Origin of the sequence: Scandinavium sp., from assembly GCF_036271055.1 — a bacterium.
Lineage (GTDB): Bacteria > Pseudomonadota > Gammaproteobacteria > Enterobacterales > Enterobacteriaceae > Scandinavium.
In genome coordinates this window covers 30633-54463 of record NZ_DATBBJ010000059.1, presented here as the reverse complement: position 1 = coordinate 54463, position 23831 = coordinate 30633, and the positions used below count along the sequence as shown (strand labels likewise).

Sequence of the window (23831 nt, the reverse complement as noted above, 5' to 3'; positions counted from 1 at the left end):
GTTGTTCCGGGCATGGAATGCTTAAAAGGACGGGGGAGAGAAATGCGAATTAAACCTGACGATAACTGGCGTTGGTATTTTGATGAAGAGCACGATCGTATGATGCTCGATTTAGCCAATGGCATGTTGTTTCGTTCTCGTTTCGCGCGCCGCATGTTAACGCCCGATGCCTTTGATCCTACAGGCTTTTGTGTCGATGACGCTGCACTCTATTTCTCCTTTGAAGACAAATGCCGTGACCTCGAATTATCGAAAGAACACCGCGCAGAGCTGATTCTTAACGCCCTGGTCGCGATTCGTTTTCTGAAACCGCAGATGCCAAAAAGCTGGCACTTTGTGGCGCATAGTGACAACTGGCAACCGGTAACTGGTGATGCTGCGGCTGTCTGGCTGAGTGATAGCGGCGAACGCGTCAACTTGCTGGTGGTGGAGCCTGGCGATAACGCAGCACTATGCTTGTTGGCACAACCGGGTTTGATGTTAGCCGGCCGTACCATGCAATTAGGCGATGCCATCAAGGTGATGAACGACCGCCTCCAGCCGCAGCCGATTTCGGCGGTGCTCAGTTACGGTCAGGCCGTTTAACGCGCAAGTCGCAGTGCGGTTTTTGGCACACAACTGCAGCAAAGAATGGTGCCATCTTCTGCCACGGCGCTTTTCTTCATCGGGCTGACTTCCCCTTCGACCAACGTGATTCTGCAACTCCCGCAAATTCCCGCCCGGCAAGAATAGGGCACACGAATGCCTTGTTGTTCCAGCTGTTCCAGTAAAACCTGCTGATTATTGCCTTTGAACACTTCGCCCTGCCAGTCAATCTCGACGACGGCATTTTGCTCAATTTCAACGTCCAGCGTTTCTTCTGTTTCGCCTGCACCGTAAATTTTACCTGGCCCGGTCGAGAGGATTTCGAGTTCGTCGCCCACACGCACGACGCCGCTATTGCGGGCAATCAGGTTCTGACCGAAATCGACATCACCGTTATCTTGCGCGGTGCGGAACGTCTGTAACGTTGCCAGCGGTTCACCTGACGGGTGTTTTTGCCCCCTCGCCGGACTGACAGTCGTGAAAATACAGCGGCTGCAAGGCTTGACCACATCAAAGACGACATCGCCGATGCGCACGACTTTCCAGCTATCTTCTTCCCATGCTTGAGTGCCGGTCACGACCAGATTAGGGCGAAACTGTTCCATCTGTACGCTCGCCGGGCAGCGATTTTGCAAGTCACGCAGCGAGGCTTCCGTGGTCAGCAAATAAGGGAAGCCATCGGCGAAGGAAAGCGGTACGGCATCAAAAAGCTTAACGCGGCGAGTGGGATCTGGCCCAACCCAACGCAACTGGACATCACGTTTGAAAAAGCCAGATAGCCACTGGTTGATAGCCGCAGGGGCAATAAGCGCGGTAAAATGCGCGCTCCAGACCTGAGTCGGTTCAGCGTTCACGGCAAAATCCGCAAAGCGTACGAGAGCGGTGCTGCCATCGGGCGCAGTGAGATGCAAACCGTCATGCATCGGAACCGGCGTGAATCGAACCATTTGCGGATACTGACGCGCGGTAATGAACGTCCCGTCGGGCTCAGTGACCATAAAAATACGGTCAAACGCCATGCCGCTGATGTTGGCCAGCGCGTGCGTTACACCGATCCCTCGCATCGATTTTACCGGGTGAATAAAGAGCCGTGATAACGTCGCCATTCCGTTGTCCTGTGCATTTGAAAAAAGTCGCTTATATGAAGCCCAGATTCGCTATAATGCGCAACAATTTTCTGCGAGTAATAAGTGACGATATGAATTCTCTGTTTGCCAGTACGGCCCGTGGGCTGGAAGAGCTGTTAAAAACTGAACTGGAAAACCTCGGCGCCACCGGCTGCCAGGTGGTTCAGGGTGGTGTCCATTTTGAAGGTGACACACGACTGCTGTACCAGAGCCTGATGTGGAGCCGCCTGGCGTCACGTATCATGATGCCGCTCACCGAGTGCAAGGTTTACAGTGATTTAGACCTGTACCTCGGCGTGCAAGCCATCAACTGGACAGAGATGTTCAACCAGGATGCGACCTTTGCGGTGCATTTTAGCGGTGTGAACGAAGAAATTCGTAACAGCCAGTACGGTGCGTTGAAAGTTAAAGATGCCATCGTCGATGCGTTTACGCGTAAAAACCTGCCGCGTCCTAATGTCGATAAAGAAAACCCGGACGTGCGTATCAACGTTCGCCTGAACAAAGAAGTCGCGCATATTTCTCTCGACCTGAGTGGCGAAGGTTTGCATCTGCGTGGCTACCGTGATGCCACGGGTATCGCGCCAATCAAAGAAACCCTCGCAGCAGCGATTGTGATGCGTTCCGGCTGGCAGCCTGGCACGCCGATGCTGGACCCAATGTGCGGCTCCGGTACGTTGCTGATTGAAGCGGCTATGCTGGCAACGGACAGAGCGCCGGGCCTGCATCGCGGTCACTGGGGCTTTAACGGCTGGGCGCAACATGATGAAGTCGTCTGGCAGGAAGTGAAAGCCGAAGCGCAAACCCGTGCGCGCGCTGGCCTTGCCGCCTATGAATCTCGTTTCTTCGGTTCAGATAACGACAGCCGTGTCATTGAACGTGCGCGTAGCAACGCTCGCCGCGCTGGTATAGCCGATCTCGTTACGTTTGAAGTGAAAGACGTTGCGAAGCTCGACAACCCGCTGCCAAAAGGACCTTACGGCACAGTTATCAGTAACCCGCCGTACGGTGAACGTCTTGATAGCGAACCTGCGCTGATTGCGCTGCATAACCTGTTGGGTCGCATCATGAAAACCCAGTTTGGCGGCTGGAACCTCTCGCTGTTCAGTGCTTCCCCTGAATTGCTGAGCTGCCTGCAGCTGCGCGCTGAGCGCCAGTTTAAAGCCAAAAACGGCCCGCTGGACTGCGTGCAGAAAAACTATCATCTCGCAGAAACAGATGGTTCTGCGACGGTCATGATGGCCGATGATTACGCCAACCGTCTGCGCAAAAATATTAAGAAGCTGGACAAATGGGCGCGTCAAGAAGGTATTGAATGCTACCGCGTATACGATGCAGACTTGCCGGACTACAACGTGGCGGTCGACAAATACGGTGAATGGGTAGTGGTACAGGAATACGCCCCGCCAAAAACGGTGGATGCCACCAAAGCCCGCCAGCGTCTGTTTGACGTGATTGCTGCTACCATTTCTGTATTGGGCATTGCGCCTAACAAGCTGGTGCTGAAAACCCGCGAACGTCAGAAAGGGAAAAACCAGTACGAGAAAATGAACGAGAAGGGCGATTTCATGCAGGTCAGCGAATATAACGCGCGCCTGTGGGTGAACCTGACTGATTATCTCGATACTGGCCTGTTCCTCGATCACCGCATTGCTCGTCGCATGCTCGGTCAGATGAGTAAAGGTAAAGATTTTCTTAACCTGTTCTCCTATACCGGCAGTGCCAGCGTTCACGCAGGCCTGGGCGGCGCACGCAGCACCACGACCGTGGATATGTCCCGTACTTATCTGGAGTGGGCAGAACGCAACCTGCGTCTCAATGGCCTGACCGGGCGTCCACATCGTCTGTTGCAGGCTGATGTGCTGGGCTGGTTGCGCGATGCGGATGAACAGTTTGACTTGATCTTTATCGATCCGCCGACATTCTCCAACTCTAAGCGCATGGAAGATACCTTCGACGTGCAGCGCGATCATCTGAAGCTGATGGCGGATCTGAAACGTCTGCTGCGTAAAGGCGGGACGATCATGTTCTCCAACAACAAACGCGGCTTCAAACTCGATACCGACGGCATGGCAAAACTTGGCCTGAAAGCAGAAGAAATTACTCAAAAAACGCTTTCAGCAGATTTCGCCCGTAACCGTCAGATCCATAACTGCTGGCTGATTACTGCAGCCTGAAGGAAAGAATAAATGTCTTTAATTAGTATGCATGGTGCCTGGCTGTCATTTAGCGATGCGCCACTTCTGGATAATACCGAACTGCACATCGAAGATAACGAACGCGTTTGTCTGGTGGGGCGTAACGGTGCCGGTAAATCGACCCTGATGAAGATCCTCAATCGCGAACAGGGTCTCGACGACGGTCGTATCATCTACGAACAGGATTTGGTTGTGGCCCGTCTGCAACAGGATCCCCCGCGCAACGTTCAAGGGAGCGTATACGATTTTATCGCCGAAGGGATTGAAGAGCAGGCGGAATATCTCAAGAGCTATCATGAGATTTCGCATTTGGTGATGACTGACCCGAGTGACCGCAATCTCAATGAAATGGCGAGACTGCAGGAACTGCTGGATCATCACGGCCTGTGGCAGATTGAAAGCCGCATTAACGAAGTGCTGGAACAGTTAGGACTGGAAGCGGATACCGCGCTGAGTTCTTTGTCCGGCGGCTGGCTGCGTAAAGCGGCACTTGGACGTGCGCTGGTCAGCGGCCCGCGCGTTCTGCTGCTTGATGAGCCGACGAACCACCTGGACATCGAAACCATCGACTGGCTGGAAGGGTTCCTGAAAAGCTTCAAAGGCACGATTATCTTCATTTCGCATGACCGTTCCTTCATCCGTAATATGGCGACCCGTATTGTCGATCTCGATCGCGGTAAGCTGGTGACTTATCCGGGCAGCTATGATCAGTATCTGCTGGAAAAAGAAGAGATGCTGCGCGTAGAAGAAATGCAGAACGCGGAGTTCGATCGCAAACTGGCGCAAGAAGAAGTCTGGATCCGTCAGGGCATCAAAGCGCGCCGTACGCGTAATGAAGGCCGTGTCCGTGCTCTGAAAGAGATGCGCCGTGAACGCAGTGAGCGCCGTGAAGTGCTGGGCAGCGCTCGTATGCAGGTGGAAGAGGCGAGCCGCTCAGGCAAGATCGTGTTTGAGCTGGAAAACGTCGATTACCAGGTTGACGGTAAAGTGTTGGTCAAAGATTTTTCTGTTCAGGTACAGCGTGGCGACAAGATTGCGCTTATTGGCCCGAACGGCTGCGGTAAAACTACGCTCCTCAAGCTGATGTTAGGTCAACTGGAAGCGGATAGCGGTCGCGTACATGTCGGCACCAAACTGGAAGTTGCTTATTTCGATCAGCATCGCGCAGAACTCGATCCGGACAGAACGGTGATGGACAACCTGGCGGAAGGGAAGCAAGAAGTGATGGTCAACGGGAAACCGCGCCATGTGCTCGGCTATCTGCAAGACTTCCTGTTCCATCCGAAACGTGCGATGACACCTGTGCGGGCGCTGTCCGGCGGTGAACGTAACCGTCTGCTGCTGGCGCGCTTGTTCCTCAAGCCAAGCAACTTGTTGATCCTCGATGAACCGACCAACGACCTGGATGTCGAAACACTGGAGCTGCTTGAAGAACTTATCGACGGCTATCAGGGGACCGTCATGCTGGTGAGCCACGATCGTCAATTCGTTGACAATACAGTGACAGATTGCTGGATCTTCGAAGGCAACGGCAAAATTGGTGCTTACGTTGGCGGCTATCACGATGCGCGAGGACAACAAGCGCAATCTCGTGAAAGAAAACAGAATGTCGACGCGAAGTCTCCTAAAGAGCAGGCGAAAGCAGGAACTGTCAAACGCGCGACTAGCAAACTAAGCTATAACCTGCAGCGCGAATTAGAGCAGCTTCCTCAACGTCTTGAAGAACTTGAAGCAAACCTGGAAGGTTTGCAGGCGCAAGTCGCGAGTCCTTCCTTCTTTAGTCAGTCTCATGACCACACCCAACAGGTGCTGGCGGACATGGCGCAGGCAGAGAAGTCACTGGAAGAAGCCTTTGAACGCTGGGAATATCTCGAAGCGTTGAAAAACGGCGGTTAATTAAGAGGAACGTTCATGTGCGAGCATCACCCTGCGGCAGGGCATATCCTGTGCCCCCAATGCGATATGCTGGTGGCGTTACCGCACCTTGAACACCGCCATAAAGCGTTGTGTCCTCGTTGCGGCACAACGCTGACCACCGAATGGGACGAGCCACGGCAGCGTCCCACCGCTTATGCGCTGGTAGCACTCTTTATGCTGCTACTGGCCAACCTTTTTCCCTTCATTTATATGAAAGTCGGCGGGATCAGCAGTGAAATCGAACTGCTGGAAATCCCGAACGTGCTGTTCACGGAAGACTATGCCAGCCTGGGCACTTTCTTCCTGCTGTTTGTGCAGCTGGTCCCGGCCTTTTGTTTGCTGACCATCATTGTTTTGGTCAACCGCGTCCCTTTGCCGGTCAAGGTCCAAATTTTCCTCGCGCGTATTTTGTTTCACCTAAAAACCTGGGGCATGGCTGAAATATTTCTTGCCGGGGTGCTGGTGAGCTTTGTGAAGCTCATGGCTTACGGCGATATTGGTGTCGGCAGCAGTTTCATCCCCTGGTGTATGTTCTGTCTGCTTCAACTGCGCGCATTCCAGTGTGTCGATCGCCGCTGGCTTTGGGATGACATCGAGCCAATGCCGACAATCGACCAGCCGTTGAAAGTGGGTGTGACAGGGATCCGGCAAAATCTGCGTTCCTGTTCATGCTGTACAGCGGTATTGCCCGCCGATTTGCCCGTTTGCCCGCGCTGCGGAACGAAAGGTTTCGTGCGCCGTAAGCACAGCCTGCAATGGACGCTGGCACTGTTGTTCACCTCGATTATTCTTTATCTCCCTGCCAATATCATGCCGATCATGATTACCGATCTGCTGGGAGAAAAAATGCCGTCGACCATTATTGCCGGCGTCGTTTTGCTCTGGAGCGAAGGATCCTATCCGGTGGCGATGGTGATTTTTATCGCCAGTATTATGGTGCCGACGCTAAAAATGATTGCGATTGGCTGGCTGTGCTGGAATGCCAACGGCAACGGGCAGCGTGATAATGAACGAATGCATTTGTTGTATGAAGTAGTTGAATTTGTTGGCCGCTGGTCAATGATTGATGTCTTTGTGATAGCAGTGCTGTCTGCGCTGGTACGCATGGGAGGGTTAATGAACATTTATCCGGCGATAGGCGCAGTGATGTTTGCGCTGGTGGTTGTTATGACGATGTTCTCCGCCATGACCTTCGATCCCCGTCTGTTGTGGGATCGTGAGCCAGAATTAAGCCATGAGGAAAAGTAACAACATGGAAAACAAGAGTGGAGAGGCCAAAGTGCAAAAGGTGAAGAACTGGTCGCCGGTGTGGATCTTTCCCATCGTTACCGCGCTCATCGGCGCATGGATCCTCTTTTATCACTACAGTCATCAGGGACCGGAAGTGACACTGATGACCACCAATGCTGAGGGGATTGAAGGCGGTAAAACCCGCATCAAGAGTCGCAGCGTGGATGTGGGTGTCGTGGAGAGCACAACCCTGACCGACGACCTGACGCACGTTGAAATTAAGGCGCGTCTGAATGCCGGTATGGAAAAACTGTTGCATGGCGATTCGGTGTTTTGGGTCGTGAAGCCGCAGGTAGGGCGTGAAGGCATCAGTGGCCTGGGAACACTTTTATCCGGTGCTTACATTGAACTTCAACCGGGCACGAAAGGCGCTGAACCGGCCCAATTCCAGTTACTGGATTCACCGCCGCTGGCACCGCCGGATGCAAAAGGTATCCACATTGTGCTCGAAAGCAATAAAGCGGGGCAGTTGTCTCCGGGCGATCCGGTACTGTTCCGTGGCTACCGTGTGGGGTCTGTCGAAACCAGCACGTTCAATGCTGATAAGCGTAGCATCAGCTACCAACTGTTTATCAACGCGCCGAACGATCGTCTGGTGACAACGAATGCACGCTTCTGGAAAGACAGTGGCATTGCCGTTGATCTGACGTCTGCCGGGATGCGTGTTGAAATGGGATCGTTATCCACTCTGTTTGGTGGAGGCGTAAGCTTTGATGTGCCTGATGGGCAAGATTTGGGTGAACCGGTCGCCAATAAAACGGCTTACCACTTGTTCGACGATCAACGCAGCATCCAGGACGCGATGTATACCCAGCACATTGACTATGTCATGTTCTTCAAGGATTCGGTACGCGGGCTTCAGCCTGGCGCGCCGGTCGAGTTCAGGGGCATTCGTTTGGGGACCGTGGGCAAAGTGCCGTTCTTTATTCCAGGGCTGCATCAGCGTCTGAATGATGACTACCGTATTCCGGTGCAAGTGCGTATCGAACCAGAACGTCTGATTAACCAGCTTGGCGGCGATCCAGATATTCGTGCGCACCTTGATCAACTGATCGATCGTGGTCTACGTGGCTCCTTAAAAACCGGTAACATTGTGACGGGCGCATTGTATGTCGATCTCGATTTCTATCCGAAAGCCGAACCTCGCGGTAAGTTCCGTGAATTCGGTGGTTTCGAGATCATCCCGACGGTCAGTGGTGGTTTCGCGCAAATTCAGCAACGCCTGATGGATGCGCTGGATAAGATTAATAATCTGCCAATTAATCCGTTGCTGGAGCAGGCGACAAATTCACTGGCTGAAAGCCAGCGAACCATGAAACGCGTGCAGACAACACTGGATAATCTGAACAAGATAACCGCGAGTCAGTCGATGCAGGATTTGCCATCCGATATGCAGAAAACATTGCGTGAGCTTAATCGTAGTATGCAGGGCTTCCAGCCTGGTTCCGCCGCCTATAACAAGATGGTGGGCGATATGCAGCGTCTGGATCAGGTACTCCGTGAACTGCAGCCGGTACTGAAAACACTCAACGATAAGAGCAATGCATTGGTGTTTGAAGCGAAGGATAAAAAGGATCCGCAGCCGAAGAGGGCAAAAGAATGAAAAAATGGCTACCCGTAGTAATGGCCTGCCTGCTGTCGGCATGCAGCAGCAGCGGCAGTGACAGCAAAACGTATTATCAATTGCCTCTTCCCCAGGCTGGCGTGCAGAGCACAGCCAGTCAGGGCAGCCGTCTGCTGTGGGTCGAGCAAGTGAGTATTCCTGACTACCTCGCCGGTAACGGCGTGGTTTATCAGACCAGCGATGTGCAGTACGTTATTGCCAATAATAATCTGTGGGCCAGCCCACTGGATCAGCAACTGCGAACGACACTTGTGGCGAACCTCAGCAATCAACTGCCAGGTTGGGTTGTAGCCTCCCAGCCTCTGGGTAGCGACCAGGACACGCTGAACGTCAACGTCAGCGGTTTTCATGGGCGTTATGATGGTACGGTCGTAGTAAGCGGTGAGTGGCTCCTGAACCATCAGGGGCAGCTCATCAAGCACCCATTCCACATTGAGGTTAAACAACAGCAAGACGGCTATGATGCGATGGTGAAGGTCCTGGCGCAGGCCTGGAGTCAGGAAGCCGCTTCTATTGCTCAGTCTATTAATCGCTTGCCATAAGTAAACATAAGTAAAATTCATCACCCAAAAAACCGTAGCAGAGGCATTTCTGTTGCGGTTTTTTTGTTTTTGGTCTCAGGCGGTTAGTTGTTCGGGCTCACATTTTTTGTACAAATGAACTTCTGAGTAGCTCACAAATATGACACTGGCGTGAATTTTGCGCATTGACGCTGTCGCCGATTCAGGTTATCCCTAATATGTGGTCGCATATTTAGTGACCATTGTTTTCTTTTCCACCAGATCAAAAAATGAGGGAAACGAGGCATGAAGAGACAAAAACGTGATCGCCTGGAACGGGCACATCAACGTGGGTACCAGGCTGGCATCGCTGGCAAATCAAAAGAAATCTGTCCTTATCAGACCTTAAACCAAAGGTCACACTGGCTGGGAGGCTGGCGAGAAGCCATGGAGGACAGGGCAGTAATCGCCTGATGCTGTCTCTTTAAAACAAAGAAGCCTCTGCATGCAGAGGCTTCGCCGTATCAGGTGCCTTTAAAGGCAACGCAACGGATTAGAACGTAGAGGTGTCCTGGAACAGGCCCACTTTCAGGTCGGTTGCTTCATAAATTTTATGACCGTCAACCAGCACTTCACCATCAGCGATACCCAGAATCAGACGACGGTTGATCACGCGTTTGAAGTGAATACGATAAGTTACTTTTTTCGCCGTTGGCAGGATTTGCCCGGTGAATTTCACTTCGCCCACGCCCAGTGCGCGGCCTTTGCCTTCACCACCGAGCCAGCCGAGATAGAAACCAACCAACTGCCACATGGCGTCCAGGCCGAGACAGCCAGGCATGACTGGGTCGCCAATGAAGTGGCAACCGAAGAACCACAGGTCCGGATTGATATCCAGCTCTGCTTCCACGTAGCCTTTATCGTAGTTGCCGCCCGTTTCGGTCATTTTGATGACACGGTCCATCATCAGCATGTTCGCTGACGGCAGCTGTGGGCCTTTTTCGCCAAACAGTTCACCGCGTCCGGAGGCAAGAAGATCTTCTTTTGAATAGGATTCGCGCTTATCTACCATGTTTTCAGTATGCCTTATTTTGAGTTCGCGACGCAGGATAGCTAACACGTGTACGCTGAACAAGTCCGATCAGTTTGAATGAAACCAGTTTAACCAACGCATTGCCCATGGGCGATGACGGATATCTTGCTGATTTGCCTGAGCAATACGCTCCTGAATGGTCTGGAGGAGCGTCGTTTGACCTTCGCCGTCCCAAACCAACTGGGTAAGCAGCGGTAACGCATCGGTCACATTATCGATAGCCCACAGGGAAAATTCTCCGGCTTCAACTGCCTGCTGAACATCCTGCGCCAGACTAAGGTGACGGACGTTAGCCGCCGGGATGATAATCCCCTGTTTACCGGTCAACCCACGCTGTTGGCAGATAGCGAAGAAGCCTTCGATTTTCTCATTTAAGCCACCAACGGGTTGTGCCCGGCCGAACTGGTCGACAGAACCCGTGATAGCCAGGCTCTGAGTGACGGGAACATTCGACAGAGCGCTTATCAATGCGCAGAGTTCGGCCATAGAAGCACTGTCACCGTCTACTTCACTATAGGACTGTTCGAAAGTCAGTGAGGCAGAAAATGGAATTTGTTGGTCCAGACCCAGTTCAGACATCAGGAATGCCTGCATGATCATCATGCCTTTAGCATGAATGTTGCCCCCGAGTTCGGCTTTACGCTCGATATCAGTGAACTCACCGTCGCCAATGTGAACCACGCAACTGATACGTGAGGGTTCCCCAAAGGCCCGCGGGTGACCCGGGAATTCGACCACGGAAAGGGCGTTAATCTGACCAATTTGCTCACCCTCCGTTTCAATCAGGATCTGCTCGAGCAGGATTTCGTCCTGCATGCGTTCGGCGAGATAACCTTCACGCCACTGGCGCTGATTGAGCATGGTGGTCAGTTGCTCTGCGGTAAAGCTTTCACCTTCACAGAAGGCGGCAACTTCGCGTAGTTGACGGGCAATCCACAACACAGAGAGCGGTAAAGCTTGTTGGTCACCGGTATATCGAGCGCCTTCCTGAATAAGAAGGGGCCACGCATCAGCATCCGGACCCGGTAAATTCAAACCGCGGGCGATGTGCCACACCCACTGACACCAGAGTTTCTGCGAGTCTTCATCCACGACTTGCAGGTTATCCTCATATTCGCTGTAGAGCGCTTTTTCACACAGCTCCGGCTCCATTTCCTGGAAATCTGCCAGTGATTCGCGTTCACCCACAAGCAAGACCTTCAGCGACAGCGGCATTGAAGGAATAGTGACGGGCAGGGGGCGGGAATCATCAAAAGTGAGCCAATCAAAACGCTGACGAGAGACGATATTCTTCAGGCGCATCCACAGCAGCGGCTGAGATAACAGGCTGCGAAGAGAGAGGATCAGTACGCCGCCGTTGGCTTGATGAACAAGACCCGGCTGTAGCGTGATTTCGCCATTGAATTGACGAACACAACCAAATAGCTGCTCAGCCTCTACCCAGTCGGCGTGGATGACCGGGCCCAGGCTTGCGAAATTGTCGTCAGGTTGTGTTGCCGCGGCCATGCTGATTTCATTCGCGTTGACGGCATAGCGAACCCCACAAAGCGTTTTTGGTTTTTCCCTGCGCTCAGTGGTGGCATCAGCCAATAATTGCAAATATTCTGGTTCTTCTGGTGCTTTGACCAGCAAGAAGTCGGAGATGGCCTGCGGGTAAAGGAATTGGTCCAGCGCATAGTGCAGACGTGCCTGCAATTCGCCAGGTAAGGAATCGGTCTCGGTTGCCAAATCAGGCTGGGTAAACAGCGTTTGATAAGCCTCGAGATCCGGGGCTAAATCGCGCTGTGAAAGTTTTGTAATCGTCAAAGTCGCTGTTTTTTAGTCAGATGTAAAGCGGGTGATTATACCTCAAGGCGCCAGTCAGCACACGGGGATTAGCGGGCAACTTTCAGGATAGGCTTAGCCTTACGTGTTGTCAGTGATTTCTTCTCAGCACATCAGCAAAAACCTGTTATCCTGAAATGAGTTACACGGTCACATTGAGATCGCAATGAAATATCAACAACTGGAAAACCTTGAAAGCGGCTGGAAATGGAAGTACCTGGTAAAAAAACACCGGGAAGGTGAGTTTATCACCCGCTACATTGAGACCAGCGCTGCACAGGACGCGGTAGAAACCTTGTTGACGCTCGAAAACGAACCTGTACAGGTTAATGACTGGATTGAGCAGCACATGAATCCGGCATTGTTCAACCGTATGAAGCAGACGATTCGAGCACGACGTAAGCGTCATTTTAACGCTGAACATCAGCATACCCGTAAGAAGTCTATCGACCTGGAATTTATTGTCTGGCAACGTTTGGCTGGTCTGGCACAGCGTCGCGGTAAAACACTGTCAGAAACGATAGTGCAGCTGATTGAAGATGCGGAAAATAAAGAAAAATACGCCAGCAAGATGACAACGCTCAAGCAGGATTTACAGGCGATGTTAGGGAAAGAGTAGCGTAACGCGTTATTTCAGAATAAAAAAAAACCCCGCGATGCGGGGTTTTTTATTAGACGATAACTTAAGCCTGTGGCTGAGTTACAACGTCTTTGATACCTTTAACTTCGATCTCAACGCGACGATCCGGAGCCAGGCAATCGATCAGTGCAGCACGAGCTTTCACGCTGTCACAGGTGTTGCCAGTAACTGGGTTGGATTCGCCCATACCACGTGGGGAGATCTTGTTAGCCGGGATACCTTTAGATACGAGGTAATCGACAACAGACTGTGCACGCTGCTCAGACAGTTTCTGGTTGTAGGCGTCAGAACCGATACGGTCGGTGTAGCCCAGAACCACTGCGGAACCGTCTTTAGGATCCATGTTGCTCAGCTGGGTGTACAGCTGATCCAGAGCCTGCTGACCTTCTGGTTTCAGGGTAGATTTGTTGAAGTTAAACAGAACGTCAGACTTCAGAGTGAAGTGCTTGGTCTGTACTTCTGGAGCTGGAGCTGGAGCTGGTGCGATAACTGGAGCTGGAGTTTCCTGACCGAAACGGTAAGAAACACCTACGCTCAGCATGCCGTTGTCTGGACGAACGCCAACAGTGCCTGCATCGCCGATATTGTTAACCCACTGGTATTCCAGACGGGTAGCGATATCACGAGTCATTGCCCACTCAACACCGCCAGCGAATACTGGAGAAACGCCAGTGTCGTGGTTGTCACCAACACCAGGGGTGTTGTTGCTGGAGTCAGCGCGCCATACCATGCCGCCCAGACGGGTGTAGATGTCCAGATCGTCGGTTACCGGGTAACCCAGTTTAGCAGTCAGCTGAACGCCCTGAGCTTTGAATGCGCCGTTGATAGCATCGCCTTTATAAGGCATGCGGCCCAACCAGTCATAACCCATTTCGAAACCAACATACGGGTTTACCTGGTAACCACCGAAAGCACCAGCGCCAAGCTGACTTTCGTGGGTTGGACCGTTGTTGTTCAGGGAGCTGTTATACCAGCCAGTATCATGGAACTGAGACCAGCCCAATTTACCACCAGCATACCAGGTGTTGTCCATCGGAGCGGCCTGCGCTACGGTAGCGAAGCCTGCCAGTGCCACTGCAATCGCGATAGCTGTCTTTTTCATTTTTTGCGCCTCGTTATCATCCAAAAATCGCCATGAAAATCCATTTAGAAGTTCACGGTTAAATCCTTCACCGGGGGCGGGACCTAATATAAGTACGCCATAATCTGTGGCTTAAGCCGATCACCCCTGGCGATGTAAAGTCTACAACGTAGTTGAAAACTTACAAGTGTGAACTCTGTCAGGCATATGAAAAAAAAAGAGTTGTATACACAATATTTAACATTTATGTTGAATTTTTGTTCCGAGGAAAATGCTGAGAACCGCACCACACAAGCACTTTCCTAAAATAGCCCGTATGAAATAGCGGGTTATCGTTCAGGTAAAAAAAATACCAGGAAAAATCCCAATTTTACTCAATGATACAAATTTGAATGAATTTTTAGGCCAGATAGCTGTCTCGTGAGCTGAGAACTTGCACTAACGGGACGCATAATAAAGCCCATCGCGTTCCCTTCTTCTGCCGCATTTGCCAACCGGAGTTGATCAACTTCACTCAATTCTTCCGCCATCCAGCCGATCACGACACTGTAGTTTCCAGTCCGTAATGCACGAATCATGGATTCAAGTGCCGCCCCTGGCAGCATCTGGTTCACTTGCATGACTTTGGAAAGGGGTAGACCTGATGACTGAACCCACTGGCGACTCAATTTCTGCCGAGGCGTTAGCCACAGCTGCCAGCGTTCCTGCTGACCTAACTGCTGTAAAAGAGGGAGCAACAGCAATTGCGTCATCATTGGCTGATCCTCACGATACAGCACTTCGCTGATTAGCCCAGTTGAACTGTGCTGTGGTTGGTCAGCTGTCGCTGCAGTGGCCATTAATTTGCGATTTGCATAACCTGAAGTGTACATAGTGAATCCCGCCCTGTGGGTTACTGTATGAATATACAGTATACCTGGTGAGACTAAAGATCAACCTCATTTTCTGAAAGCTCCTCGCAAAATTGCACAGAACTGGCGGCCAGAGAAAAGAACCACTTGCCCCCGGAAATGAAGTTCCCTATGTTCCTCATTAACGGATCCGCTACCAAAACCCTTTCATCTAACTGCATGATTACAGGATATAATCATGGGAAAACTATCATATAAACGGATCTATCAGTGTGAAGAATGTTTATCCTCTTTAGGGAGGGTTCATCACCGCGCATTATTTGGAGGATACAGTCTTTCAATTGATGACACGGTGTTTGCAATGGTGGCTCATGGGGAGCTTTATCTCAGGGTTTGTGAGGAAAGTGCTGTCTATGACACCTCTAAACCTCAACGGTTACTGACCTTAAATAAGCGTGGCCGTCCGGTTTCGCTCAATTATTATCTGGTCGATGACGGTCTTTGGCAGGATCAATCTTTATTGTTGCGGATGTCTACGATCGCTTTGCGCGGAGCTCAAAACGAAAAGTTACAGCGGTGCAACGCTCAACGGATGCGCAATTTGCCCAATATTACATTCCAGTTGGAGCTATTGCTTTCTGAGGCGGGTATTCATGATTTGGATACACTGCGGGGTTTGGGCGCGGCGACCGCCTGGTGCCGACTTCGTTCTATCCGCAAAGATCTCAGTATGAATGTATTGTTTGCCCTGGAGGGCGCGATTCTGGGTATGCATGCGGCCATCATACCGCTGCAACGCCGTCAGCATCTCCAGGAGTGGGCGGAGATGCTGATGGAGAAAACAAAAATTATGCCGGCTGAGGAGTAACCTGCTGTTGCAGGCGGCAAAATTCCGGTAACAGACTCACCATTAATCCAATCTGCTGTAGGACCAGCGGCGCTTTACTTTCAGAACCGGGTTCAAGATGGCGGATCCGTTCCATCAGCCCTGCCAACGCCCTTTGCACGCGTAATTCGTCAGAGGGCGTGTGGTGGAAGGCATCATCGACGTAACAGACGGCATCATCCAGTAAAGTAAGGATGTCAGCATTCGTGAGCCTTTCCCGATGGGCACCGAGCGCGGAAATGTAACTGGTGAAAGTGTGATTGAGGCACAGCAGGCGGAAAGCTTTCTCGCGCATTTCATCCGTGACACGCGGTTCCGTCGACATATTAGACACAACGGAGGCCAGTTCTGCATCACGGTTGTGTGCATCACGGCGAGCAATTCGATAAGCCAGACGGTTATCGCGGCCCTGATGATATTGCTCCAGAATCGCATCCAGATAACGACAGTTCGCGTCGACAGCCTTTGCCATTACTGTTGGGAGATTGCGGAATTTCCAGTCAGGCCAAATAAAGCTGACAGCCCCCCAGGCGATAGCACAGCCAATGAGCGTGTCGATAATGCGCGGCAAAGCGACCTCAAACCCTTCTCCCAACAGGTTGAAGCACAGCAATACCAGCAGAGTAATGAACATGGTGGCATGGGCATACTGAATATTGCGGAAGGCAAAAAACAGTACACCTGTCAGGACAATCAGTACCAGTTGTCCTTCCACCGACGGCACCAGGAGCAATACGGGCAGGCCAATCGCTACACCCACTAATGTGCCGATCACACGCAGAGCCAGTCGATGACGGGTGGCATTATAGTTCGGCTGGCAGACGAACAGGCTGGTCAGCAAGATCCAATAGCCGTGATGCATCCCGGTGAACTGGATAAACGCATAGCCCGCGCACAGAACAATGGACATCCTCACTGCGTGGCGGAAAAGCGCGGAATCCGGTGAGAAATTGCGGCTCAAACGCAGCCAGACATCGCTGAATCCGTGCAGACGATCGTCCGCCAGTTGGGTTTCTGTCTCACTCTGCGGCATCTCCAGTTGCTGTTCTGACTCAATCGTCGCGAGCTGTGCGTCAATGGCGCGCAGATTATTGAGCAAAAAACCGAGGGCTTTCATCTGTTCTTTATCTGCTCCATTGGCACTCACGCGATCCAGTGCAGCATCCAGATGCGCAAACGCGCGTTCAAAACGCGAATCGTGCTGATACGGCGTGCGGAGTAAAATAGAGCGAGAGAGCTGTTGGCAGGCTTGCGATTGCATTGAGAGCAGGCGCTGGAAACGGAACATCACGTCGCTGTAGCGGAAGTTATCGCGCAACGGCTGATATTGCACGTGCGATGAACTGGCGCGTTCATGAATATCCTGCGCCGCAAAATAATAATGCAGTGTGCGGCGAGTACCACGTTGACCACGGTCGCCACGAAGGCGCGTCAGTAATGAAGCTTTTGTCTGGTTCAGTGTGGCGACCAGTTGCCCATTAGCCATTGCCAGTTCAACCATTGGCGCCTGAGTTTCATTTTCAATATCGGGGTCAAACAGGCGAGATTTTAATTCAAGGTAATGCGACAACTGTTCATAGCTACGGGCGAGATTATCCTGCAATGGACGAATGGGAAAAATCAGATGTCCCGTGAGGGTCAGCAGGTTGTACCACACGGCACCGGCTATCAATAGTAAGGGTTGCTGATACCAGTGCTCATAAAGCGAAACGCCGAGCATGGTGTAGATGGCGATGAGCAGCGCGCCAAACGCGATTGTGGCATAGCGTTGCCCAAGACCGCCGAGCAAAATAAAGCCACTGGTTGAAACCGTCAGACCCAGTGCAAACGCCCATGGCCAGGGGAACAACAGTTCTACAGATGCCGATGCGATAAAAAAGCAGATCAACGTGATCAATAGGTTTCGCAGGCGTCCTGCCAGTCTGTCATCGAGATCCGCAAGTGCAGCGGCAACCACCCCAAGCGTCAGGGGGATAGTCAGTTTGACTTCGCCCAGCCACCAGGGCAGGGCCGCGGTGCCACACAAAGCAATAAAGATGCGCGCGTTATAGAGCCACGCGCTGTTCCAGGTATAGCGGCGTAAAAGAGGACTCAACATGTGTTATTCAGTCCCGATCACTGAAAGCGACGACGAGCATTGGCTTCGCGCGCGGCACGGGCCGTTTCAACGGAAACCACACGGCGGCCCACCGGCCAAAGGGCGATGGCTGCAATCTTGAAGTTAGCAATGCCGACCGGAATACCGATAATAGTGATGCATTGCGCAATGCCCGCGACGATATGCGTTAAACACAACCACCAGCCAAACAGCACGAACCAGAGAATGTTGAGCACGGCGCCGCCGGTATTCATCAGGCCATTTTTTTCACCAGGGTTCAGTTCATCGACATGAACGGCCTCATTGCCAAACGGCAGCAGAGAAAGTTTGGTGATTTCCCAGCACGAGCGAGTCAGGGGTAAGGTGATGATCAGCACCATACTGACAACCGTTGCCAGCAACCAGCCGAGGGTAGTGACAAAGCCACCTAACACAAAATTCAAAATATTCAGAACGGTACGCATATGATCTCTGTTCAGTCCTGTGAAAAGAAAGACCTGACGATTGTAACGTTTTTTAGCGCTGGAGCACCTGTAATCTGACGGTTACACTGTCATAGATAAGTCTACATCCGGGATTTGGCAAGACATGGAACTAAAAGCAACAGCCCTCGGCAAGCGAATGGCCCAACACCCTTATGATCGGGTGGAACTCCTTAATGCAGGCGTAAAGGTTTCCGGCGATCGCCATGAATACCTGATCCCTTTCAATCAGTTGACGGCGATCCACTGCAAACGCGGTCTGGTATGGGGCGAACTGGAATTTGTCCTGCCGGATGACAAAGTTGTACGTTTGCACGGCACCGAATGGGCCGATACCCAACGCTTCCATCATCATTTGCAAAGCCGCTGGCAACAGTGGAGCGACGAGATGAGCACTATCGCCGCCGAAGTGCTGACGCAGCAGTTGACGGTGATTTCCCGCTATAGCGCGGAAGGTAAATGGTTGACCCGTGATGCTATCGCGCAGTTAAAGCAAAAAATACGCGGTGCGCTTGAAGGGCTCCCGGTTCCCGTGAGCCGTCTTGAGAGCTTCGATAACTGCCGTGAACTTTGGCAGCAATGCCAGGCATGGTTGAAAGATATTGAAGCCAGTCGTCTGAAGCACAATCAGGCGTTTACGGAAACCATGCTGAACCAGTATTCGGCTTTCTTCCAGGGGATTGAATCTTCACCGCTTAACAGTGCCCAGGCTCGCGCAGTGGTGAATGGTGAGCGTTCGTTGTTGGTACTTGCTGGTGCGGGAAGTGGCAAAACATCTGTGCTGGTGGCCCGAGCGGGCTGGTTGTTGACCCGAGGCGAAGCGAGCGCTGACCAAATTCTGCTGTTGGCGTTTGGTCGTAAAGCCGCGCAGGAGATGGACGAACGTATTCAGTCCCGCCTTAACACCGACGCCATCAGCGCTAAAACCTTCCATGCTTTGGCTTTGCATATTATTGAGCAAGGCAGCAAAAAAGTGCCGATCATCAGTCAGCTCGAAAATGACGCTCAGGCCCGCCAGAAATTGCTCACCGACTGCTGGCAGCAACAGTGTCAGGAGAAAAAAGCTCAAGCTAAAGGATGGCGACAGTGGCTTGAGGAAGAGATGGAATGGGATGTTCCGGAAGAAGAGTACTGGCACGACCCGAAAATTCTGCGCCGTATGGGCACCCGACTTGATCGTTGGGTGAGTCTGATGCGTTCGCACGGTGGTTCGCAAGCAGAGATGATCGACAGCGCGCCAGAAGAAGTCCGCGAGCTGTTTGGCAAACGCGTCAAATTAATGGCGCCGCTGTTGAAAGCCTGGAAAACGGCGTTGAAAGACGAAGGCGCGGTCGATTTTTCCGGATTGATTCATCAGGCCATCAACGTGCTGGAAAAAGGCCGGTTTGTCAGCCCGTGGAAACATATTCTGGTTGACGAATTTCAGGATATCTCGCCGCAGCGCGCGAGTTTACTGGCCGCGCTACGTAAACAGAATTCGCAAACGACGTTGTTTGCCGTGGGTGATGACTGGCAGGCGATTTATCGCTTTAGCGGCGCTCAGTTGTCACTGACGACCGCTTTTAGCGAGAACTTTGGCGAAGGCGACTGCTGTGCGCTGGACACTACGTATCGCTTTAACAGTCGAATCGGTGAGGTTGCGAATCGCTTCATCCAGCAGAACCCGCATCAGCTTAGTAAGCCTCTGAACAGTCTCACCGTCGGCGACAAAAAGGCGGTGACATTACTGCCGGACGATCAACTCGATGCGTTGCTCGATAAGCTCAGCGGTTTTGCGAAACCGGAACAGCGTATTTTAATCATGGCGCGTTATCACCATCTGAAACCTGCTGCGCTGGAAAAAGCTGCAACGCGCTGGCCGAAATTGCAGATTGATTTTATGACCATTCATGCCAGTAAAGGCCAGCAGGCCGATTACGCGATAGTGCTAGGATTGCAAGAAGGGCAGGACGCATTTCCGGCACCGGCACGTGAATCGATTATGGAACAGGCACTGCTGCCACAACCGGAAGACTTCCAGGATGCGGAAGAACGGCGCTTGTTGTATGTCGCGATGACGCGAGCCCGCCAGCGCGTCTGGCTGCTGTTCAACAAACAACAGCCATCAGCGTTTGTGGATGTGCTGAAAAATTTGGATATACCCGTCGTACGTAAGCCGTAACAAAAACCCCTCTGACGAGGGGTTTGAATTTTTACTTCAGGCGTTCAGCCAGATAACGCTGGTAGTCGGGAATCTGGATTTCTACCGGGGCATTGAAATTCGGTGACTGGATGATGAAATCCGCCGTGGCCACGTTGGTGGCGACCGGAATGTTCCACACGGTTGCCAGACGCAGCAGGGCTTTAACATCAGGATCGTGCGGGACAGCATTCAGCGGATCCCAGAAGAAAATCAGCACATCAATTTTGCCTTCGGCGATCATCGCCCCGACTTGCTGATCGCCACCCATCGGGCCGCTCAACATCGCCGTCACGTCCAGGCCCGTCGCGCGCTGAACCAAATTCCCGGTGGTGCCTGTGCCGTAAAGTTCATGCTGCGCCAACAATGGCTGGTGACGTTCAACCCAGGCTTTCAGCATCTGTTTGCAGTGATCGTGTGCGACCAGGGCGATATGTTTGCGGCCTGGCAGGGTTCGGGTGGTCTGTTCCATAATCATTTTCCACTATTCAACATGCGGACAGATTACTGGAAGTGACTGTCGCTGCAAGCGGCAACGGTGATTTTTCCTGCGCTATATCATTATTCAGGAAGAAGGCTGCGATTTAGCCCACTCAAGAAAACGGTGGCGAGTCTGCGGATCGGCTAACTGAAACCAGTATTTGAGGCGCTGTTCGGTCAGTGTTTGGGATTGATATGCCGGGTTATCCAGCTCATTGGTTTTCGATAACAGCGTGCTGTCGTCAGGTACAGGTGCGCTGAACTGGGTGCCCGAAGCCTCTTTATTTGCCAAATTATAGGCCTCAGTCGCCTTTTCATAATCAATGTTGCTACCTACCTGGGTGATAGCGAGAATATTGAGTTTGACCGGGATCGGCATGGCATTGCCATCAAGGAGGCTGACGTGCGGAGTGCTGGTGAAGGCCTGGGTTTCTTCCAGCGTTTCCAGCCGAGGCAAGTCAAAGTTAAGCTGACCCACTAACTGAGAATTAAAGTTGGCGATAAGCGGGGGCGAGACGTACAACTGACGATTCTGATCCGGCAAAATAATCATTTTTTCCACGCGAAACACCACCTGATGTGGCCCATTATCCACCTCAAGGCTTTCTGCCCCACGCAGCAACAGGCTTGACACTTTTTTACCGTCCAGTACCAGTAAATCAATATCACCCGAAAGCCGAAGCGTCGTGGCTAATACGCTGACAGGCATCAGAAGCAACAGACATACAAAGACCATCCCCGTTTTCATCGCTATCTCCTGATAACATCCTGCCTGTAGAGTGTATCAAAATTTTACGAAATTGCTTTTCATTAACATATAGACATAATCCATGATTCTGCCCTCATACTCTGGTATGACTGAATGGCTGGCTTGTCAGGATTGTCGTACACTTTGCAAAATTGCCCGGAGGACATCATGAGCGAAAACGAAATTGCAGGCATTTTGAACGAGACTAAGGTCATCGCGCTGGTGGGCGCCAGTGACAAACCGGATCGCCCGAGTTATCGCGTGATGAAATACCTGTTGGATCAGGGTTATCGCGTTATTCCGGTTTCACCGAAAGTAGCAGGTAAAACGCTGCTGGGACAACCGGGCTACGGCACATTGGCCGAGGTGCCTGAAAAAGTCGACATGGTTGATGTTTTCCGTAACTCTGAGGCTGCCTGGGGTGTGGCGCAGGAAGCCATAGCCATTGGCGCAAAAACACTGTGGATGCAACTGGGTGTGATCAACGAACAGGCGGCCGTGCTGGCGAGCGAAGCGGGGTTGAAAGTGGTGATGGACCGCTGCCCGGCGATTGAAATACCGCGGCTAGGTTTGGCCAAATAGAGTAAGCCCCGCATTTGCGGGGTTTTGTCTTTTAGTTGCGCAGGTGAGGGGCCTGAAGCTGTTGCCGGATGGATTGCGCGAGTTCATCCAGAGACGGTTGCTCCGGATGCTCGTCGAAACCTTCACTTTTCAGTTGGGCCTCCGCGAGGTAAGTATGAACGGGTTCGCCGTCATCATCTTCCATCACTACGTGATACCACGGAGAAGTACGCAGCTCATCATTCACCGCAACGTCGTCTTCATCGGGATCGTCCAGAGAATATTCTGGATCGATATCGACAATCACACCAAGATACCCTAACAGGGAATGGCGGACCTGCTGGCCGATACCGAATTTGCTGGCAATCATCATAGTTACCTCCCGGGAAACATTACTTACAGAGAATATGTGGGCAATGTTTCGCTTTTCAACTTACATGACGCGACAGGCAAACCCTTTCAGATAAAGCCCTTCCGGGTAGGTCACGATCACCGGATGATCGGCTGCCTGACGGAACTGCTCTATAAATTGTACATCACGTCCGGCATCAATAGCGGCATCGGCGATGATTTTCTGAAATAAATCGGTGGTCATCAGGCCGGAGCAAGAGTAAGTCATCAGCACGCCACCTGGGTTGAGCAACTGGATGGCCAACATATTGATATCTTTATAACCGCGGCATGCGCCCTGCAACTGGTTCTTGTTTTCCACGAATTTCGGTGGATCCATGACGATCACATCGAACTTCTCGCCCTGCTCACGATATTTGCGCAGCAGTTTGAACACGTCGTCGCGCACGAACTCGGCTTTGTTCAGGTCGAGCTTGTTGAGCTCAACGTTCTGTTTCGCCACGTCCAGCGCTTCTTGCGAGGTATCCACGCTTATCACCTGGCGGCAACCGCCCATCAGCGCCGATACGGCAAAACCGCCAGTGTAAGAGAAGCAGTTAAGCACACGTTTGTCGGCAACATAACGACGTGTAGCCAGACGACTGTCGCGCTGATCAAGGTAATAGCCCGTTTTGTGGCCGCCCTGAATATCGACCAGCAGCTTCATGCCGTGTTCTTCAATCGGCAGCAGGGCTGGTGGCATTTCACCCGTCACCGGCCCTTGGGTCAGTTCCATGCCTTCTTTTTTACGGACCGCAACGTCGCTGCGATCGTAAATGGCGCATTCTGGATAGCAGGATTGCAGTGCGCTAATCAGTGCCGCACGTTGATATTCGGCCCCTGCACTGAGCAGTTGCAGGACAAGGAAATTGCCGAAACGGTCGATGGTCACGCCCGGCAGGCCATCCGACTCACCAGCAATCAGGCGGTAGCTATCAAGCCCGTCTTTTTGTGCCAGCCAGTCACGCCAGGTTTGTGCTCGCTGTAAGCGGCGTTCAAAGAAGGCGATGTCGATGCTTTCCTGTGGGTCAAACGTCCAAACGCGCGCACGAATTTGTGAGGAAGGAGAGTACGCGCCACGTGCCAGCCATTTCCCCTGATGGTCAACAATATCCACGGTTTCACCGAGAGAGGCTTTCCCTTCCATACGCGCGACTGCACCGGAGAAGATCCACGGGTGGCGGCGAAGTAAGGATTTTTCGCGGCCTTTGGCTAACACTAAACGTACGCTCATAATTTGCTATTCTGTTGATTCAAAGAAAATGGGCGCCATTTTC

General features: G+C 52.1%; 22 protein-coding genes. 11 read left to right on the top strand and 11 right to left on the bottom strand.

The genetic code is table 11. The features are described from left to right. The first annotated feature begins 42 nt into the window (after nt 1–42). Nucleotides 43–585, top strand: a complete 543-nt coding sequence (zapC, locus tag VH187_RS08325; protein WP_329700991.1) for a cell division protein ZapC — start codon at nt 43–45, stop codon at nt 583–585. Here zapC and VH187_RS08320 read toward each other — a convergent pair. After that, nucleotides 582–1691 (bottom strand): YcbX family protein, encoded by a 1110-nt coding sequence (locus VH187_RS08320; RefSeq protein ID WP_329700990.1) that lies wholly within the window; start codon nt 1689–1691, stop codon nt 582–584. The genes zapC and VH187_RS08320 overlap by 4 nt on opposite strands. A 92-nt stretch (nt 1692–1783) precedes the next feature. Between VH187_RS08320 and rlmKL the strand changes: the two genes are divergently transcribed. The 6 genes from rlmKL to rmf all read left to right on the top strand — a co-directional run bounded on the left by rlmKL (nt 1784) and on the right by rmf (nt 9715). Next, complete coding sequence (rlmKL, locus tag VH187_RS08315) at nt 1784–3889, top strand: bifunctional 23S rRNA (guanine(2069)-N(7))-methyltransferase RlmK/23S rRNA (guanine(2445)-N(2))-methyltransferase RlmL (RefSeq protein ID WP_329700989.1); 2106 nt, start codon at nt 1784–1786, stop codon at nt 3887–3889. Nucleotides 3890–3901: 12 nt separating this feature from the next. Continuing rightward, entirely contained in the window at nt 3902–5806 is a 1905-nt protein-coding gene (locus VH187_RS08310; RefSeq protein ID WP_329700988.1) for an ABC transporter ATP-binding protein, read from the top strand. 15 nt (nt 5807–5821) lie between these two features. Further along, entirely contained in the window at nt 5822–7075 is a 1254-nt protein-coding gene (gene pqiA, locus VH187_RS08305; RefSeq protein WP_329700987.1) for a membrane integrity-associated transporter subunit PqiA, read from the top strand. 4 nt (nt 7076–7079) lie between these two features. Beyond that, a complete protein-coding gene (gene pqiB, locus VH187_RS08300) occupies nt 7080–8720 on the top strand; it encodes an intermembrane transport protein PqiB (protein ID WP_329700986.1) in 1641 nt (546 codons plus the stop codon). Further along, nucleotides 8717–9283 carry a membrane integrity-associated transporter subunit PqiC gene (pqiC, locus tag VH187_RS08295; RefSeq protein WP_329700985.1) on the top strand — a complete coding sequence of 189 codons (567 nt, stop codon included), beginning with the start codon at nt 8717–8719 and terminating at the stop codon, nt 9281–9283. The genes pqiB and pqiC overlap by 4 nt, the downstream gene beginning before the upstream one ends. Nucleotides 9284–9547: 264 nt before the next feature. Next, nucleotides 9548–9715, top strand: a complete 168-nt coding sequence (gene rmf, locus VH187_RS08290) for a ribosome modulation factor (protein ID WP_054179110.1) — start codon at nt 9548–9550, stop codon at nt 9713–9715. Between the two features lie 79 nt (nt 9716–9794). On the opposite strand, the gene fabA is transcribed toward rmf, so the two are convergent. Next, nucleotides 9795–10313, bottom strand: a complete 519-nt coding sequence (gene fabA, locus VH187_RS08285; RefSeq protein ID WP_329700984.1) for a bifunctional 3-hydroxydecanoyl-ACP dehydratase/trans-2-decenoyl-ACP isomerase — start codon at nt 10311–10313, stop codon at nt 9795–9797. Between the two features lie 69 nt (nt 10314–10382). After that, on the bottom strand, nt 10383–12140 hold the full coding sequence (locus tag VH187_RS08280; RefSeq protein WP_329700983.1) for a Lon protease family protein: 1758 nt from the start codon (nt 12138–12140) through the stop codon (nt 10383–10385). A 184-nt stretch (nt 12141–12324) separates the two neighbouring features. On the opposite strand from VH187_RS08280, the gene matP reads away from it, so the two are divergent. Beyond that, nucleotides 12325–12777: a macrodomain Ter protein MatP gene (matP, locus tag VH187_RS08275; RefSeq protein ID WP_329700982.1), complete on the top strand. Its 453-nt coding sequence runs from the start codon at nt 12325–12327 to the stop codon at nt 12775–12777. A gap of 64 nt (nt 12778–12841) precedes the next feature. Here the strand turns inward: matP and ompA are convergent, their stop codons facing one another. Together ompA and sulA are read right to left on the bottom strand one after the other, a co-directional pair. Beyond that, on the bottom strand, nt 12842–13900 hold the full coding sequence (ompA, locus tag VH187_RS08270) for a porin OmpA (RefSeq protein ID WP_329700981.1): 1059 nt from the start codon (nt 13898–13900) through the stop codon (nt 12842–12844). Between the two features lie 353 nt (nt 13901–14253). Continuing rightward, nucleotides 14254–14751, bottom strand: coding sequence for an SOS-induced cell division inhibitor SulA (gene sulA, locus VH187_RS08265; protein WP_329700980.1), 498 nt, complete (start codon nt 14749–14751; stop codon nt 14254–14256). A gap of 217 nt (nt 14752–14968) precedes the next feature. Between sulA and VH187_RS08260 the strand changes: the two genes are divergently transcribed. Next, nucleotides 14969–15598 (top strand): TfoX/Sxy family DNA transformation protein, encoded by a 630-nt coding sequence (locus VH187_RS08260; protein WP_329700979.1) that lies wholly within the window; start codon nt 14969–14971, stop codon nt 15596–15598. Here the strand turns inward: VH187_RS08260 and yccS are convergent. Then, nucleotides 15579–17714: a YccS family putative transporter gene (gene yccS / locus VH187_RS08255; RefSeq protein WP_329700978.1), complete on the bottom strand. Its 2136-nt coding sequence runs from the start codon at nt 17712–17714 to the stop codon at nt 15579–15581. The genes VH187_RS08260 and yccS overlap by 20 nt on opposite strands. Before the next feature lie 17 nt (nt 17715–17731). Continuing rightward, on the bottom strand, nt 17732–18178 hold the full coding sequence (locus VH187_RS08250; RefSeq protein ID WP_329700977.1) for a YccF domain-containing protein: 447 nt from the start codon (nt 18176–18178) through the stop codon (nt 17732–17734). Between the two features lie 124 nt (nt 18179–18302). Between VH187_RS08250 and helD the strand changes: the two genes are divergently transcribed. Next, a complete protein-coding gene (helD, locus tag VH187_RS08245) occupies nt 18303–20357 on the top strand; it encodes a DNA helicase IV (RefSeq protein WP_329700976.1) in 2055 nt (684 codons plus the stop codon). 31 nt (nt 20358–20388) lie between these two features. On the opposite strand, the gene mgsA is transcribed toward helD, so the two are convergent. Next, nucleotides 20389–20847, bottom strand: a complete 459-nt coding sequence (gene mgsA / locus VH187_RS08240) for a methylglyoxal synthase (RefSeq protein WP_329700975.1) — start codon at nt 20845–20847, stop codon at nt 20389–20391. 93 nt (nt 20848–20940) lie between these two features. Continuing rightward, complete coding sequence (gene csgI, locus VH187_RS08235; RefSeq protein WP_329700974.1) at nt 20941–21603, bottom strand: curli synthesis inhibitor; 663 nt, start codon at nt 21601–21603, stop codon at nt 20941–20943. Nucleotides 21604–21771: 168 nt separating this feature from the next. On the opposite strand from csgI, the gene VH187_RS08230 reads away from it, so the two are divergent. After that, nucleotides 21772–22185, top strand: coding sequence for a CoA-binding protein (locus tag VH187_RS08230; protein ID WP_329700973.1), 414 nt, complete (start codon nt 21772–21774; stop codon nt 22183–22185). 31 nt (nt 22186–22216) lie between these two features. Here the strand turns inward: VH187_RS08230 and hspQ are convergent, their stop codons facing one another. Both hspQ and rlmI read right to left on the bottom strand, forming a co-directional pair. Further along, a complete protein-coding gene (hspQ, locus tag VH187_RS08225; protein ID WP_329701337.1) occupies nt 22217–22534 on the bottom strand; it encodes a heat shock protein HspQ in 318 nt (105 codons plus the stop codon). A gap of 63 nt (nt 22535–22597) precedes the next feature. After that, a complete protein-coding gene (gene rlmI / locus VH187_RS08220; RefSeq protein ID WP_329700972.1) occupies nt 22598–23788 on the bottom strand; it encodes a 23S rRNA (cytosine(1962)-C(5))-methyltransferase RlmI in 1191 nt (396 codons plus the stop codon). Between the last annotated feature and the right edge of the window lie 43 nt (nt 23789–23831).

Excerpts from the sequence above, each read along its gene's own strand:
- zapC (WP_329700991.1), top strand. The coding sequence starts at position 43 with ATGCGAATTAAACCTGACGATAACTGGCGTTGGTATTTTGATGAAGAG.
- VH187_RS08320 (WP_329700990.1), bottom strand. The coding sequence starts at position 1,691 with ATGGCGACGTTATCACGGCTCTTTATTCACCCGGTAAAATCGATGCGA.
- rlmKL (WP_329700989.1), top strand. The coding sequence starts at position 1,784 with ATGAATTCTCTGTTTGCCAGTACGGCCCGTGGGCTGGAAGAGCTGTTA.
- VH187_RS08310 (WP_329700988.1), top strand. The coding sequence starts at position 3,902 with ATGTCTTTAATTAGTATGCATGGTGCCTGGCTGTCATTTAGCGATGCG.
- pqiA (WP_329700987.1), top strand. The coding sequence starts at position 5,822 with ATGTGCGAGCATCACCCTGCGGCAGGGCATATCCTGTGCCCCCAATGC.
- pqiB (WP_329700986.1), top strand. The coding sequence starts at position 7,080 with ATGGAAAACAAGAGTGGAGAGGCCAAAGTGCAAAAGGTGAAGAACTGG.
- pqiC (WP_329700985.1), top strand. The coding sequence starts at position 8,717 with ATGAAAAAATGGCTACCCGTAGTAATGGCCTGCCTGCTGTCGGCATGC.
- rmf (WP_054179110.1), top strand. The coding sequence starts at position 9,548 with ATGAAGAGACAAAAACGTGATCGCCTGGAACGGGCACATCAACGTGGG.
- fabA (WP_329700984.1), bottom strand. The coding sequence starts at position 10,313 with ATGGTAGATAAGCGCGAATCCTATTCAAAAGAAGATCTTCTTGCCTCC.
- matP (WP_329700982.1), top strand. The coding sequence starts at position 12,325 with ATGAAATATCAACAACTGGAAAACCTTGAAAGCGGCTGGAAATGGAAG.
- ompA (WP_329700981.1), bottom strand. The coding sequence starts at position 13,900 with ATGAAAAAGACAGCTATCGCGATTGCAGTGGCACTGGCAGGCTTCGCT.
- sulA (WP_329700980.1), bottom strand. The coding sequence starts at position 14,751 with ATGTACACTTCAGGTTATGCAAATCGCAAATTAATGGCCACTGCAGCG.
- VH187_RS08260 (WP_329700979.1), top strand. The coding sequence starts at position 14,969 with ATGGGAAAACTATCATATAAACGGATCTATCAGTGTGAAGAATGTTTA.
- yccS (WP_329700978.1), bottom strand. The coding sequence starts at position 17,714 with ATGTTGAGTCCTCTTTTACGCCGCTATACCTGGAACAGCGCGTGGCTC.
- VH187_RS08250 (WP_329700977.1), bottom strand. The coding sequence starts at position 18,178 with ATGCGTACCGTTCTGAATATTTTGAATTTTGTGTTAGGTGGCTTTGTC.
- helD (WP_329700976.1), top strand. The coding sequence starts at position 18,303 with ATGGAACTAAAAGCAACAGCCCTCGGCAAGCGAATGGCCCAACACCCT.
- mgsA (WP_329700975.1), bottom strand. The coding sequence starts at position 20,847 with ATGGAACAGACCACCCGAACCCTGCCAGGCCGCAAACATATCGCCCTG.
- csgI (WP_329700974.1), bottom strand. The coding sequence starts at position 21,603 with ATGAAAACGGGGATGGTCTTTGTATGTCTGTTGCTTCTGATGCCTGTC.
- VH187_RS08230 (WP_329700973.1), top strand. The coding sequence starts at position 21,772 with ATGAGCGAAAACGAAATTGCAGGCATTTTGAACGAGACTAAGGTCATC.
- hspQ (WP_329701337.1), bottom strand. The coding sequence starts at position 22,534 with ATGATTGCCAGCAAATTCGGTATCGGCCAGCAGGTCCGCCATTCCCTG.
- rlmI (WP_329700972.1), bottom strand. The coding sequence starts at position 23,788 with ATGAGCGTACGTTTAGTGTTAGCCAAAGGCCGCGAAAAATCCTTACTT.